The organism is Sphingobacterium deserti (assembly GCF_000757725.1).
GTDB lineage: Bacteria > Bacteroidota > Bacteroidia > Sphingobacteriales > Sphingobacteriaceae > Sphingobacterium > Sphingobacterium deserti.
In genome coordinates, this window is sequence record NZ_JJMU01000012.1 from 54,735 (window position 1) to 68,711 (window position 13,977).

Genomic DNA, 13,977 nt, shown 5'->3' on the forward strand with positions numbered 1-13,977 from the left:
AAAAGTTAAAGCTGTATGTAGAAGCCTAAGAAGTCCGAAAACTTCTTAGGCACCTGATATTAATCTAATGTGATATCTAAACCTAAACCGCGAAGCTCATGCACCAATACGTTGAACGATTCCGGTACAGAAGGAGTTGGCAGATTATTACCTTTAACGATGGCTTCGTACGTTTTCGCGCGGCCCACTACGTCATCGGATTTCACTGTTAAGATCTCCTGCAGGATATTAGAGGCACCAAATGCTTCTAAGGCCCACACCTCCATCTCACCAAAACGCTGACCACCAAATTGTGCCTTACCACCAAGCGGTTGTTGCGTAATCAGGGAGTATGGTCCGATAGAACGCGCGTGCATCTTATCATCCACCATGTGTCCCAGTTTCAGCATGTAAATCACACCTACCGTGGTTGGTTGATCAAAACGATCACCTGTCAAACCGTTGTATAGGTAAGTTCTACCTGATTTTGGCAACTCTGCTTTAGCGATCCATTCTTCTACCTCGTCCATTTCAGCACCATCGAAAATTGGCGTAGCGAACTTCATACCTAATTTTTGTCCGGCCCAACCTAATACAGTTTCGTAGATCTGTCCAAGGTTCATACGTGACGGTACCCCTAGTGGATTCAACACGATATCAACTGGTGTTCCATCGGCTAAGAAAGGCATATCTTCATCACGTACAATACGTGCAACGATACCTTTGTTACCGTGACGGCCCGCCATCTTGTCTCCTACTTTCAACTTACGTTTCTTAGCGACATAAACTTTGGCCATCTGTACGATTCCAGAAGGAAGCTCATCTCCCACAGAGATTGCAAACTTCTCACGCTTGAATGCCCCAAGCTCCTCATTGATCTTGATGTTGTAAAAATGCAACGCCAATTTGATCAACTCGTTTTTATCATCATCAGTCGTCCAGCCTGTCGGATTGATATGCGTATAATCTAAGTCTGTAAGGATCTTTTGCGTAAACTTAGCACCTTTTGGCACCAATAGTTCTTTGTACACATTGTAAACACCTTGGCTCGTTTTACCATTCACTACCGTGAACAATTTCTCTACCAAACGCTCTTTTAAAATCCTTGCGGCTCTATCGTGTGCTACTTCTAATTTCTCTAAAGCTTTTCTTTCAACTTCTTTAGACATTTTTTTCGCACGCGAGAATAGCTTCGTATCGATCACTACACCTTTCAACGATGGAGAAGCTTTTAGCGATGCATCTTTCACATCACCTGCTTTATCACCAAAGATTGCACGAAGAAGTTTCTCCTCTGGTGAAGGATCAGATTCTCCTTTAGGCGTGATCTTACCGATAAGGATATCGCCACCGTTTACTTCAGCACCAATACGGATGATACCATTTTCATCCAAATCTTTTGTAGCTTCTTCAGAAACGTTAGGGATATCAGCAGTCAACTCTTCTTCACCACGTTTCGTATCACGCACCTCCAGTTCGAACTCCTCGATGTGAAGTGATGTAAACAAATCTTCTGATACGACACGCTCTGAGATTACGATCGCATCCTCAAAGTTATATCCTTGCCAAGGCATGAATGCTACTTTCAAGTTACGACCCAGCGCTAACTCACCATTCTCGGTAGCATAACCTTCGCATAATACCTGACCTTTACTAACTTTTTGGCCTTTAATAACAATAGGCTTCAAGTTGATACAGGTATTTTGGTTGGTTTTCTTGAATTTTATTAATCTGTATGTCTTTACGTCGTCATCGAAGGAAACCAAGCGGTCATCTTCCGTACGCTCGTAACGGATTTTAATCTCGTTGGCATCAACGTATTCTACCACACCATTGCCTTCAGCATTGATCAGCGTACGCGAGTCAGATGCAACACGCGCTTCCAAACCGGTACCTACAATTGGCGCACTAGGACGCAATAAAGGCACAGCTTGACGCTGCATGTTCGATCCCATCAACGCACGGTTGGCATCATCATGCTCCAAGAAAGGAATCAGTGAAGCAGCGATTGATGTAATCTGGTTAGGTGCAACGTCCATATAGTCCAAGCGCTCTGGCTCGATAATCGGGAAGTCACCCTCGTATCTAGCTTTTACTTTTGGATCTAGGAAGTTACCATTATCATCATACTGTGCATTCGCTTGCGCGATCGTTTTGTCATCCTCATCTTCGGCAGATAGGTAAACAACCGGCTCATCAACGACTACTTTACCATCGGTTACCTTACGGTATGGTGTTTCGATAAATCCTAAATTATTAATTTTCGCATGTACCGCTAAAGACGAAATCAAACCGATGTTTGGCCCCTCTGGCGTTTCGATAGTACATAGACGGCCGTAGTGTGTATAGTGAACGTCACGAACCTCGAAACCAGCGCGTTCACGCGAAAGACCTCCAGGTCCTAACGCTGATAAACGACGCTTGTGCGTAATCTCCGCTAATGGATTGGCTTGATCCATAAACTGCGATAACTGGTTTGTTCCGAAGAAGGAGTTGATCACGGACGATAACGTACGCGCATTGATCAAATCTGTTGGTGTAAACACTTCGTTGTCGCGGATGTTCATACGCTCACGTATCGTACGTGCCATACGTGATAGACCTACGCCAAATTGTGCATATAACTGCTCACCTACCGTACGAACACGACGGTTGGACAAGTGGTCAATATCATCCACTTCAGCTTTAGAATTGATCAAATTGATCAAATATTTCACAATAGCGATGATATCTTCGCGAGTCAACACCTTCGTTTCATCCGGCGTGTTTAACTTCAACTTACGGTTGATACGGTAACGACCCACGTCACCTAAATCATACCGCTTGTCCGAGAAGAACAGACGATCGATGATACCACGTGCAGTTTCCTCATCAGGTGGTTCTGCGTTACGCAACTGACGATAGATATGCTCCACGGCCTCTTTCTCCGAGTTTGACGTATCTTTTTGTAATGTATTATATATAATAGAGTAATCCGCATTGTTTGATGCATCTTCTTTTGCAAGGATAATAGCCTTAACACCTGCATCGATGATCAAATCAATATGGTCTTCCTCTAAAACTGTTTCTCGTTCTAAAATGATCTCATTACGATCGATAGATACTACTTCACCTGTATCCTCATCCACAAAATCTTCGATCCATTTTTTCAATACCCTGGCAGCCAAACGACGACCAACATATTTCTTTAAACCAGATTTACTAACTTTAACTTCATCAGCGAGGTCAAACAATTCCAAGATATCTTTATCTGAATCGTAGCCGATCGCACGGAGCAAAGTAGTAACTGGAAATTTCTTTTTACGGTCGATATAAGCATACATGACGTTGTTTACGTCTGTTGCAAATTCGATCCAAGATCCTTTAAAAGGAATTACCCTTGCAGAATAAAGTTTAGTACCATTTGTGTGTCTACTCTGACCGAAGAATACACCAGGAGAACGGTGCAATTGAGAAACGATTACGCGCTCTGCTCCATTGATCACGAAGGTACCTTTTGGAGTCATGTACGGAATTGTTCCTAAATATACATCCTGAACAATAGTTTCGAAGTCTTCGTGCTCTTCGTCGTTACAAGATAACTTCAATTTTGCTTTGAGAGGAACGCTATACGTCAAGCCACGCTCGATACACTCTTGAATGTCATAGCGTGGGGGATCGATGAAATAATCCAAAAACTCCAAAACAAAGATGTTTCTTGAATCAGAAATAGGGAAGTTTTCTGCGAAAACCTTGAACAGCCCTTCCTGATGGCGATTGTCAGAAGTAGTTTCTAATTGAAAAAACTCCTTGAAAGATTGTAATTGTACGTCCAAGAAGTCTGGGTAATCAATTACCTTCTTACTTGTAGCAAAATTCACGCTTTCTTTTTGAATATTATTGTTTGCCAAGGGAATAAGAATTTTAGTTTAAAAAAACTGAGCCAATTATGCTGTAATCATGTTTTTGCCAATGTCAGCACCCATTTGGCACATGTACTATAATATAAATAGGAATAGACTCTGACAAAATATTGGCAGAGTCTAAACCTTTAAGGTGCTTTAATATGTGAGATTACTTGATCTCAACAACAGCTCCAGCTTCTTCTAATTGTTTTTTCAACGCTTCAGCTTCGTCTTTAGAAACACCAGCTTTCAATTCTTTAGGAGCGCCATCAACTAAATCTTTAGCTTCTTTCAATCCTAAACCAGCTAGGTCTTTTACTAATTTAACTACTGCTAATTTCTGACCACCAGCTTCTTTCAAGATAACGTCAAATGAAGTTTTCTCTTCAGCAGCAGCAGCGCCACCTTCAGCAGGAGCAGCAGCAACTGCAACAGCAGCAGCAGCAGGCTCGATACCGTACTCGTCTTTTAAGATATCAGCTAATTCCTTAACTTCTTTCACTGTTAAGTTTACCAACTGTTCAGCAAGTTGTTTTAAATCTGCCATTTTATTTTGAATTTTTGAATGTACTTAAATAATGTCTAATTAATGTGCGAACGTATTATAGAGGTGTTCGTTATCCTCTTTCTTCTAAAGCTTTTACTAATCCTGAAATTGTATTTCCACCCGACTGAAGAGCTGAAATAACATTTTTCGCTGGTGATTGAAGTGCTGCGATAATGTCTGCAACAAGTTCTTCCTTAGATTTAAGGGTAACTAATGCATTCAATTGATCGTCACCTACGAATGCTGTCTCCTGGATATATGCAGCTTTTAAAACTGGCTTATCGCCGGCTTTACGCAATTCCTTGATCAACTTCGCAGGAGCATTTCCTGTTTCAGAGAACATCAATGTAGACGCACCTTTAAGTACGCTACGAAGCTCTTCTGAATCGATACCTGCTTCGATAAGTGCTTTCTCGATCAACGAGTTTTTTGCAACTTGGATGGTGATCCCTTGATCGAAACATTTACGACGAATGTTATTGACTTTGTCAACAGTTAAATCAGCAGTATCTGTAATGTAGAAATTACCGTAAGATTTAATCTGTTCGGCCAAAGCTTGAACAATTTCTTGTTTTTCTTCTTTTCTCATGATTAAATTCCTGCTACTGATTTAGTTTCAACATGAATACCAGGACTCATTGTTGAAGAGATGTGAATACTCTTGAAGTAGGTTCCCTTAGCTGCAGATGGTTTCAAACGAGAAAGTGTTTGTAACACTTCCAATGCGTTATCATAAATTTTATCTGCGTCGAAGGACACTTTACCAACTGAAGTATGGATGATTCCTGTCTTATCAACTTTGAAATCAATTTTACCAGCCTTTACTTCGGTAACAGCTTTACCAACTTCGGTAGTTACTGTTCCGGTTTTAGGGTTAGGCATCAAGTTTCTAGGACCTAAAATACGTCCTAATTTACCCACTTTAGCCATAACGCTAGGCATAGTAATAATGATATCAACGTCAGTCCAACCACCTTCGATTTTGCTGATATAGTCATCAAGACCTACGAAATCGGCACCTGCCGCTTTAGCTTCTTCTTCCTTATCAGGAGTACACAATACTAAAACGCGAACAGTTTTACCAGTTCCGTGAGGTAATGTTGCGATACCACGAACCATTTGGTTTGCTTTACGAGGATCCACGCCTAAACGAACGTCGATATCCACAGAAGCATCAAACTTAGTCGTCGTGATCTCTTTTACCAAAGCCGCAGCTTCTTGCAAAGAGTACGCTTTACCAGCTTCAATTTTGGACAGTGCCGCTTTTTGATTTTTTGTTAATCTAGCCACTTTCTTAAACTGATTTCGTTAATTAATTGTTCCAAGGTGCATTACCAGAAACGGTAATACCCATACTACGTGCTGTCCCAGCGACCATTTTCATAGCCGACTCTACAGTAAATGCGTTCAAATCAGGCATCTTATCTTTCGCGATCGTTTCCACTTGCTCCCAAGTAATAGAAGCAACTTTCTTACGGTTAGGCTCGCCAGATCCGCTTTTTAATTTAGCAGCGTCTTTCAACTGAACTGCAACCGGCGGAGTCTTGATGATAAAATCAAATGATTTGTCACTGTAAACTGTAATGACAACAGGTAATACTTGACCTGGTTTGTCTTGCGTACGAGCGTTGAATTGCTTACAAAAATCCATGATATTCACCCCTTTAGCACCTAATGCAGGTCCTACTGGAGGTGATGGATTAGCAGCACCGCCCTTTACTTGTAATTTTACTAACGCACTGACTTCTTTTGCCATTTTGTTTTGAATTTAATTGTTAAATGTTTGTTAGTAAGTTGGAAGCTCAAACGTAACATTTATTATTCGTTGGTTATCTCGTAACAACAATGCAACCAAACGAGGTGCAAAGATATACATAATTCCATTCATAACAAAAAAAGAAATAAAAAATTATTTCTTTTTCCCCAGATCACCTTCGGGTATGTTATACATGAAAAAGCCCTTTTGAAAAGGGCTTTAGCTTATTCTTTTTCGACTTGCATATAGTTAAGCTCCAATGGCGTTTTACGTCCAAATACCTTAACCATTACCGTTAATTTCTTCTTATCCTCGTGTACCTCTTCAATCTCTCCAGTGAAGCCATTGAAAGGACCGTCGTTAACTTTTACAGTCTCCCCTACGTAATAAGGAACATTCATGCTTTCGCCCTGCTCCGCCATTTCATCAACCTTACCTAATATACGGTTAACTTCCGACGGACGCAATGGAATGGCGTTACCTGCTTTATCACCTAAAAACCCGATGACACTATTTAAGTTCTTTATAGCGTGTTCAATCTCTCCATCAAGTGCAGCCTCGATCAATACGTATCCAGGATAGTAGTTACGCTCTTTTGCAACTTTTTTACCATCGCGCATTTGATAATACTTCTCCATTGGTATCAAAACCTGAGGAACCAAATGCTGAATACCTAAGCGACTTACTTCGGCCTCTACATATTGCTTCACCTTCTTTTCTTTTCCACTAACGGCACGAACTACATACCATTTTAACGATTGATCTGCCATAAAATTCTACTGATAAATTAGGACGTAATTCCGTACAACAACTCTAATAGATTGCTTGACGCTTTATCCATCACAAATATGACTAACGCGATCAGGATAGATGCTACAAGTACTACCACTGCAGAGCTTTGCAATTGCGCCCAAGTAGGCCAAGTTACCTTCTCGGTAACTTCGATATAGGACTCTTTGAAAAAATCAAGTACTTTAGCCATTTTTTAGTTTACCTAAATTATTTTAGCACGGGCACCAGGACTCGAACCCAGACCAAAGGTTTTGGAGACCTTCGTTCTACCTTTAAACTATGCCCGTGTAAATTTGTTTTACTGCTGCAAATATAGCGTTTAAGCCGTAGGAGAGCAAATATTATTTACGTTTTTTTTGCGCTTTTTTACCTCCACGCTGAGAGAAAAAACAAGCTAATCAGCCTCAGCCAATTAGCTTGTTTTAGTATAGAAAGCGAATCTAAAAGATTACGCTACGATTTCAGTTACCTGACCAGCACCTACTGTTCTACCACCTTCACGGATAGCGAAACGTAGACCCTTTTCCATTGCGATTGCGTTGATCAACTTCACAGTGATTGTGATGTTATCACCAGGCATAACCATTTCAGTACCTTCTGGTAGAGAAATTTCACCTGTTACGTCAGTCGTACGGAAATAGAACTGAGGACGGTATTTGTTGAAGAATGGCGTGTGACGACCACCTTCTGCTTTTGACAATACGTAAACCTCAGCTTTGAAATCTGTGTGAGGAGTTACTGTACCTGGTTTACAGATAACCATACCACGACGGATATCAGTTTTCTCAATACCACGTAACAATAGACCTACGTTATCACCAGCTTCACCGTAATCTAAGATTTTACGGAACATCTCAACACCTGTTACAGTAGATTTCAAGTTTTCAGCACCCATACCTAGGATCTCAACTGGATCACCAGAGTTGATTACACCTCTTTCGATACGACCTGTAGCAACTGTACCACGACCTGTGATTGAGAATACGTCCTCGATAGGCATCAAGAAAGGCAATTCAGTCAAACGTGGAGGAATTGGAATGTAGTTATCTACAGCATCCATCAATTCCATGATTTTGTCAACCCACTCAGTCTCGCCATTCAACGCTCCTAATGCAGATCCTTTGATTACAGGAATATCATCACCTGGGAATTCGTAGAAAGATAATAGTTCACGAACTTCCATCTCAACTAAGTCTAACAACTCCTCGTCGTCAACTAAGTCAGTTTTGTTCATAAAAACAACTAGAGCCGGTACACCTACCTGACGAGCCAAAAGAATGTGCTCGCGAGTTTGAGGCATAGGACCGTCAGTAGCAGCTACAACGATGATAGCACCATCCATTTGAGCCGCACCAGTAACCATGTTTTTCACATAATCGGCGTGACCTGGACAGTCTACGTGTGCATAGTGACGGTTAGCTGTTGAATACTCAACGTGTGCAGTATTAATTGTGATACCACGCTCTTTTTCTTCAGGAGCAGAGTCAATTGAATCAAATGAACGAGCTTCTGACAAACCTTTATCAGCTAATACTTTAGTGATAGCCGCTGTAGTAGTTGTTTTACCGTGGTCAACGTGACCGATAGTACCAATGTTTAAGTGGGGTTTACTACGGTCAAATTTCTCTTTTGCCATGTTTATGCGAATTAGTAATTATAAAATATTTCTTAATTAATCCTTTACAAAAGTAAAAACTTTTTGTTATGCGAGCCAAAGATGGGATTTGAACCCACGACCTCTTCCTTACCAAGGAAGTGCTCTACCCCTGAGCTACTTCGGCTTTTTCTAAAAGCTTATTTACAGATAAATGCCTCCACCTTATTTTAGATACTTTCATCAAAAAGACAGAGACTTAATCAAATATTAAAAAAAATTGAGCGGAAGACGGGTCTCGAACCCGCAACCTATAGCTTGGAAGGCTATCGCTCTACCAATTGAGCTACTTCCGCTTTTTGTCCAGAAGCATTTCTGCTTCCGGACGTTTTAAAAAGTGTGGAGGGAGAAGGATTCGAACCTTCGAAGCCGAAGCAACGGATTTACAGTCCGTCCCATTTGACCGCTCTGGAACCCCTCCAGACCTGCAATCGAAATTGCATTTTGGAGCCTCTTATCGGGATCGAACCAATGACCTACTGATTACAAGTCAGTTGCTCTACCAGCTGAGCTAAAGAGGCATATTATTTAAAAAACTCTCTTTTAAGAACTTCTATCCTTTCAGATAGCGAGTGCAAAAATCCAATTTACTTTTGATATTTGCAAGTTTTTTAAAAAACTTTTTTTTATCGTGTTAAAGAACTCTTTTCAATCCACTCAACCCGTTTACCGTGTTTGAATTTGATGATGCAAAGATAGTGACTCCACGCAGACTTCAAAAATATTTATCAAAAAAAAACAGCGTTTCCGACCATATACTTGATATGCAATGAAATAATTTACATCTTGCACCGCATTTTTTAAGGCAGCTTTTACTACAACATTCATGAAACTTACATTCACTTTTAAAAACGTACTTTTTTTCACGCTGTTTTGCTTACAATTTTTGCCCACGCTTACCTTCGCTCAAGAGAATAATCTTGTAAAAAAGATAATAAAAAAATTCCTCTCCTCGGAAACGGACTCCACCCGGGGCGGTAGCCTAATCGTTCTGCCGGCCGTTGGCTATGCGCAAGAATCGGGATTTGAATACGGAATTGCCAGCACCTACAACTTTTTTTTAGACAAAGACGATCTTAGCAGTCGCACCTCTAATATCACGCTGATCGGCACATTGACAACGGAGAAACAGAAAAACATTAAGCTGACTTCGGATATCTGGACCAAAGACAATGAGTACCACATCCTTTCTGAGCTTCGCTACCGCGATTGGCCTTTCAATTTCTACGGATTGGGCTCTGATACCTGGCTGGCCGACGAAGACTTTCTAGGACAAAAGCTTATTCGTGCAAAAGTGGACGTAGAAAAAAGTATTCTACGGAACCTTTACGCCGGTGTAAATTTAACCTACGAACATTTTAGGTTTGAAGATCCGGAACTTGGTGGAATCTTCGATCAAGATAATGTCATTGGAAAGGCTGGTGGACAGTATCTCGCATTAGGTGTATCGTCGCTATATGACACCCGTAATAACACAACGTATACGACGGACGGCTTATATGCTCGTCTCAAATACGACTATTCACCCAATTTCTTTGGAAAGGATAATTTTATAGGAAGTGAGGTTGAAGTGGATCTACGGGGATTTAGAAAGATTGCGCAGCCGCTTACCCTCGCTGCGCAGGTGCTGTACCGAGGAACATACGGTAAGAATGTACCCTTTTATGCTTATCGCGATTTGGGCGGTGATATGACGATGCGCGGGTATTATTTGGGGCGCTATAAAGATAGAAATTATGCGACAGCGCAGGCAGAGCTTCGCTATCGTTTTATGCCGCGATTTGGCATCGTAGGATTTGCCGGCACTGGTGGCACTTTCTCACCGCAACATGCGATACGTCTGGTACCCAGTTTCGGTGGCGGCATTCGATATTTCTTCAGCCTCGAACACAACAGCACGGTTCGCATAGACTACGCCCTTGGCGAAAAAAGGCCAGGCGAAAAAAGACAGTCTGGCTTCTACCTGAGTATTAGTGAAGCGTTTTAATACATGAGTGTTTGCTTTATGCCACTGCGATGTGGTTGAAAGTCATCAGAAATGTTATTGCTATAAATAGTTGACCCCGCGGGGTCATTTGTTACACGTTTCTCATGAATACTAGACATAGAGACCGTTGAAATACGTCCAGCAGAGTTACACGCTATTTTTTTGAAACGCATTACTTGTCGTTTCGGTAAGGATAACGCAGTCGGAAGTTTTCTTTGCGCTGCCCCTCTCTTCGCATGACGATCCCAAAATGAAACAAGTCAACGCTGACTATTACGCGTGAATCAGCTATTAGCTCCTTCCAACGCGACCGACATTTATAGGGTTCATGAACGATCAGAATCTTGCCGTTCTGTAGCAGTTGAAACAGCTCAGCAGACGAAACAGTCGCTAGATCTACCCAAACAGCTGCACTCTTTTGTGAGCTTTCCGGAAGCGTTAGTTCGTTGACATCCAAATACGAAAGAACTGCGCTAAGCAGCTGACGATAACGCCAAAAAAAAGAAGGAGGAAAGGACACTTCAGTCGACCAAAAATGGGTCTTGTTATATATTACTTGATCCGCCAGCGCATAGACAAACGGGGAATGGGTGCCATGCCGGCTATTAGCCACAATAAAATGTTTAACCAGATCGAAGTAGTACCGCATGAAGCAAAAATAATGGAATTTTTGCTAGCTACGATTGGAACTGTAAGATAAAAGCACTACCCTCGCCCTCTTTGCTTTCAACAAACAGGTTGCCCTTGTGAAGAAGCATGATCTGTTTACTCAATGTTAAGCCTACTCCACTACCGGATTTCTTCGTTGTGAAGAAAGGTGTAAAGATCTGTTCCTGAATATCCGCAGGCATGCCACAGCCGTTATCTTGAACTTTGATGACCGTAAACCCATCTCGCTGTAATCCAGCGATGCTAATGTATGGGTTTTCAGCATCTTTTACCGCTTCAATGGCATTCAGCAGCAGATTTATCAAGGCTTGTTCTAGTAGATTAATATCAGCCTTTAGTGCGAGCCGGCGATCTTTCAATATAATATCCAAATCAATATTTTTTTGGAGTAATGTAGGCTCAAGCAACTGGTAGATATTTTCGAAAAGTACCTTCAATTGAATTTCTTCTAAATTTGGTTCATCGACGCGGTTGATTAGGCGGTAACTTTTAGCAAACTGCAGCAACCCTTCGCTACGGCGCTTGATTGTATAAATTCCTACTTTCAAATCATCAACATCATCCTCATTGTAACCTTGTCCCAAACGATCGTGCAAGGTTTCTGCCAAAGAACTGATGGGCGCTATCGAATTCATAATCTCGTGGGTCAATACGCGCAATAGCTTCTGCCAAGCCTTTGTTTCTGTTGCATCAATAGCCTCGTTGATATTTTGGTAAACGACGATCCGAAATGTACCGTCCTGCGTCTCAAACTCCGACCCGTGCATTAGAAGCTTGATTTTACCTACGGCAGAACTAACGGTTTCCATTTGCTGTGTGCCCAGTGTCATCTGTATGGTCTTCTCATACAGATCTTCGTGACGTTTGATCAATCCACGAAGGTTGCCGAGATGCGGTGTTTGAAATAGCTGTTTAAATGCATCATTAATCCATATCACTTTCCCGGTATCTCCTTGATAGAATATTATCGCAGAATCCAGCATATTGATAACTTTATTCAAATATTGATGCTGGATTTCCTTATCGATACTGATTTGCTTATATACCTGATTGATGTTGTTAAAAGCGAGGAACAATTTGCCTTCCATAGTATCTGGCCTTTTGACAGCAAACCTGCGCGTAAAATCTCGATAACGCACCGCTTCTGAAAAGTCGACTACATGGCTTACCAACTTCCGTTCCGATGCTAACCAGCGATAGACAACCAGCAAAAACAGGATGAAAAGAAGCGATGCATACAGATAAAACTTGAGTAATAATACATAAGCAATGACTACAGCCGCTATAGCAATAACTGTGGTTTTCAAGAAAAAGTAAACGCCCAGCTTAGTCATGCTTAAATATCGTATTTCTCCATGCGCCTATATAGTGCCGCCCTTGTCAGTCCCAACTCGCGAGCAGCCTTGCTAATGTTCCCACTATAACGTTCAATAGCAGATTTTATCGCTTTTCGCTCCATTTCTTCCAAGCTTTGATTCGAGACAATTTGTTGGGCAAATCCGTTATCAGCTGCCTGTTCTTGCTCAATGGGAGAGAACAGAATATCAATATCGCGAATGCTTTTTTGCTCCGCCATAATTACCGCTCTTTCCAAGCTGTATTGTAATTCCCTGACATTGCCGGGAAAATGGTAGGCTCTTAACTTTTGAAGGGCTTCCTTTTCTAAGCCTTCTATATTTTTGTGGTATTTCCCACTGTAGAAATCCAGGAAATGATTAGCGAGCAGTACGATATCCTCACCGCGTTCGCGCAAGGGCGGCACCTGAATTTCAACGGTATTGATGCGGTAAATCAAGTCCTTTCGAAACTTGCTCTCGTCGGCAAGCGTCTTCAGCGGCACATTGGTGGCACTCAGCAAACGAATATCAACCGGAATACCTTGATATGAACCTAATGGCGTCACCTGTCGGTTTTGCAGCACACTTAGTAATTTGGCTTGTTGCTGCAGTGCAATATTTCCGATCTCGTCTAAAAATAGTGTCCCGCCGTTTGCCGCTTCAAATCGTCCCTGCCGATCTTCACGAGCGTCTGTAAAAGCACCCTTTTTGTAACCAAATAGTTCACTTTCAAACAAGGTATCTGTTAAAGCTCCTACATCGACTTTTATATACGGCCCTTTGGTACGTAGCGATCGTTTATGAAGCGCCTGCGCGATTAAATCTTTACCTGTTCCATTTTCCCCCAATATTAAGATATTGGCTTCCGTAGGCGCAACTTTATCTATTTTATATTGAAGATCTTCCATAATGGCAGATTTTCCAACAAGATCGCTCTCTTCCTTTTGTTTCTGAACAATGGTTTTGCCTACGGTAGTTCCTTTTCCTTCTTCAAAAACCGTGTTCAGCGTTTCTAATAGCAAATCATTCTGCCAGGGTTTAACGATGAAATCAGAAGCGCCTTGCTTTAGTGAACGTACAGCCAAATCCACAGCACCATAGGCCGTTATCATCACCACCTGTATATGTGGGTAATTACTCTTTATTTTACCGAGCCAATACAAGCCCTCATTACCCGTATTGATAGCACTTTTAAAGTTCATATCCAGCAACACCACGTCCACAGCTTCCCGCCCAAGGATGTGCATAAGATTCTCTGGATTCTTTTCCACAAGTACCTGTTTGACCTTTGGTTTCAGCAGTATACGGACGGCCGTCAACAGATCTTGGTCATCATCAACGATTAATATGGTCGCTTTTTTCATGAGTCACT

At 41.6% G+C, this 13,977-nt stretch carries 12 protein-coding genes and 5 tRNA genes; 1 reads left to right on the plus strand and 16 read right to left on the minus strand.

Annotated features, from left to right (window positions below):
- Window positions 1-59: 59 nt before the first annotated feature.
- From rpoB to DI53_RS03975, 13 genes are all read right to left on the minus strand, one after another.
- Window positions 60-3,869 carry a DNA-directed RNA polymerase subunit beta gene (gene rpoB / locus DI53_RS03915; protein ID WP_037495618.1) on the minus strand — a complete coding sequence of 1,270 codons (3,810 nt, stop codon included), beginning with the start codon at window positions 3,867-3,869 and terminating at the stop codon, window positions 60-62.
- Window positions 3,870-4,032: 163 nt separating this feature from the next.
- Window positions 4,033-4,410 carry a 50S ribosomal protein L7/L12 gene (gene rplL / locus DI53_RS03920; RefSeq protein WP_002992785.1) on the minus strand — a complete coding sequence of 126 codons (378 nt, stop codon included), beginning with the start codon at window positions 4,408-4,410 and terminating at the stop codon, window positions 4,033-4,035.
- A 70-nt stretch (window positions 4,411-4,480) separates the two neighbouring features.
- Window positions 4,481-4,999 carry a 50S ribosomal protein L10 gene (gene rplJ / locus DI53_RS03925; protein ID WP_037495621.1) on the minus strand — a complete coding sequence of 173 codons (519 nt, stop codon included), beginning with the start codon at window positions 4,997-4,999 and terminating at the stop codon, window positions 4,481-4,483.
- A gap of 2 nt (window positions 5,000-5,001) precedes the next feature.
- Window positions 5,002-5,700, minus strand: coding sequence for a 50S ribosomal protein L1 (rplA, locus tag DI53_RS03930; RefSeq protein ID WP_037495624.1), 699 nt, complete (start codon window positions 5,698-5,700; stop codon window positions 5,002-5,004).
- A gap of 22 nt (window positions 5,701-5,722) precedes the next feature.
- Window positions 5,723-6,166: a 50S ribosomal protein L11 gene (gene rplK / locus DI53_RS03935; protein WP_037495627.1), complete on the minus strand. Its 444-nt coding sequence runs from the start codon at window positions 6,164-6,166 to the stop codon at window positions 5,723-5,725.
- Window positions 6,167-6,390: 224 nt separating this feature from the next.
- A complete protein-coding gene (gene nusG / locus DI53_RS03940) occupies window positions 6,391-6,936 on the minus strand; it encodes a transcription termination/antitermination protein NusG (protein ID WP_037495630.1) in 546 nt (181 codons plus the stop codon).
- A 17-nt stretch (window positions 6,937-6,953) separates the two neighbouring features.
- Window positions 6,954-7,148, minus strand: coding sequence for a preprotein translocase subunit SecE (gene secE / locus DI53_RS03945; protein ID WP_037495633.1), 195 nt, complete (start codon window positions 7,146-7,148; stop codon window positions 6,954-6,956).
- Window positions 7,149-7,174: 26 nt separating this feature from the next.
- Window positions 7,175-7,245, minus strand: a tRNA-Trp gene (locus DI53_RS03950).
- 161 nt (window positions 7,246-7,406) lie between these two features.
- Window positions 7,407-8,594, minus strand: coding sequence for an elongation factor Tu (gene tuf / locus DI53_RS03955; protein WP_037495636.1), 1,188 nt, complete (start codon window positions 8,592-8,594; stop codon window positions 7,407-7,409).
- 73 nt (window positions 8,595-8,667) lie between these two features.
- Window positions 8,668-8,739, minus strand: a tRNA-Thr gene (locus tag DI53_RS03960).
- 96 nt (window positions 8,740-8,835) lie between these two features.
- A tRNA-Gly gene (locus DI53_RS03965) sits at window positions 8,836-8,908 on the minus strand.
- Between the two features lie 44 nt (window positions 8,909-8,952).
- Window positions 8,953-9,033 (minus strand) — tRNA-Tyr (locus DI53_RS03970).
- A gap of 24 nt (window positions 9,034-9,057) precedes the next feature.
- Window positions 9,058-9,133 (minus strand) — tRNA-Thr (locus tag DI53_RS03975).
- 305 nt (window positions 9,134-9,438) lie between these two features.
- On the opposite strand from DI53_RS03975, the gene DI53_RS03980 reads away from it, so the two are divergent.
- Window positions 9,439-10,599 carry a BamA/TamA family outer membrane protein gene (locus DI53_RS03980; RefSeq protein WP_037495639.1) on the plus strand — a complete coding sequence of 387 codons (1,161 nt, stop codon included), beginning with the start codon at window positions 9,439-9,441 and terminating at the stop codon, window positions 10,597-10,599.
- A 172-nt stretch (window positions 10,600-10,771) separates the two neighbouring features.
- Here the strand turns inward: DI53_RS03980 and DI53_RS03985 are convergent, their stop codons facing one another.
- The 3 genes from DI53_RS03985 to DI53_RS03995 are packed head-to-tail and all read right to left on the minus strand — an operon-like array spanning window position 10,772 to window position 13,969.
- Complete coding sequence (locus DI53_RS03985) at window positions 10,772-11,248, minus strand: hypothetical protein (RefSeq protein ID WP_037495642.1); 477 nt, start codon at window positions 11,246-11,248, stop codon at window positions 10,772-10,774.
- 28 nt (window positions 11,249-11,276) lie between these two features.
- A complete protein-coding gene (locus DI53_RS03990; RefSeq protein ID WP_052072047.1) occupies window positions 11,277-12,602 on the minus strand; it encodes a sensor histidine kinase in 1,326 nt (441 codons plus the stop codon).
- A 2-nt stretch (window positions 12,603-12,604) separates the two neighbouring features.
- Window positions 12,605-13,969 (minus strand): sigma-54-dependent transcriptional regulator, encoded by a 1,365-nt coding sequence (locus DI53_RS03995; RefSeq protein ID WP_037495645.1) that lies wholly within the window; start codon window positions 13,967-13,969, stop codon window positions 12,605-12,607.
- Window positions 13,970-13,977: the final 8 nt, after the last annotated feature.

Bases quoted from the DNA above. Each gene is read 5' to 3' on its own strand.
- rplL (WP_002992785.1), bottom strand. From the start codon at position 4,410: ATGGCAGATTTAAAACAACTTGCTGAACAGTTGGTAAACTTAACAGTG.
- rplJ (WP_037495621.1), bottom strand. From the start codon at position 4,999: ATGAGAAAAGAAGAAAAACAAGAAATTGTTCAAGCTTTGGCCGAACAG.
- rplK (WP_037495627.1), bottom strand. From the start codon at position 6,166: ATGGCAAAAGAAGTCAGTGCGTTAGTAAAATTACAAGTAAAGGGCGGT.
- nusG (WP_037495630.1), bottom strand. From the start codon at position 6,936: ATGGCAGATCAATCGTTAAAATGGTATGTAGTTCGTGCCGTTAGTGGA.
- secE (WP_037495633.1), bottom strand. From the start codon at position 7,148: ATGGCTAAAGTACTTGATTTTTTCAAAGAGTCCTATATCGAAGTTACC.
- tuf (WP_037495636.1), bottom strand. From the start codon at position 8,594: ATGGCAAAAGAGAAATTTGACCGTAGTAAACCCCACTTAAACATTGGT.
- DI53_RS03980 (WP_037495639.1), top strand. From the start codon at position 9,439: ATGAAACTTACATTCACTTTTAAAAACGTACTTTTTTTCACGCTGTTT.
- DI53_RS03985 (WP_037495642.1), bottom strand. From the start codon at position 11,248: ATGCGGTACTACTTCGATCTGGTTAAACATTTTATTGTGGCTAATAGC.
- DI53_RS03990 (WP_052072047.1), bottom strand. From the start codon at position 12,602: ATGACTAAGCTGGGCGTTTACTTTTTCTTGAAAACCACAGTTATTGCT.
- DI53_RS03995 (WP_037495645.1), bottom strand. From the start codon at position 13,969: ATGAAAAAAGCGACCATATTAATCGTTGATGATGACCAAGATCTGTTG.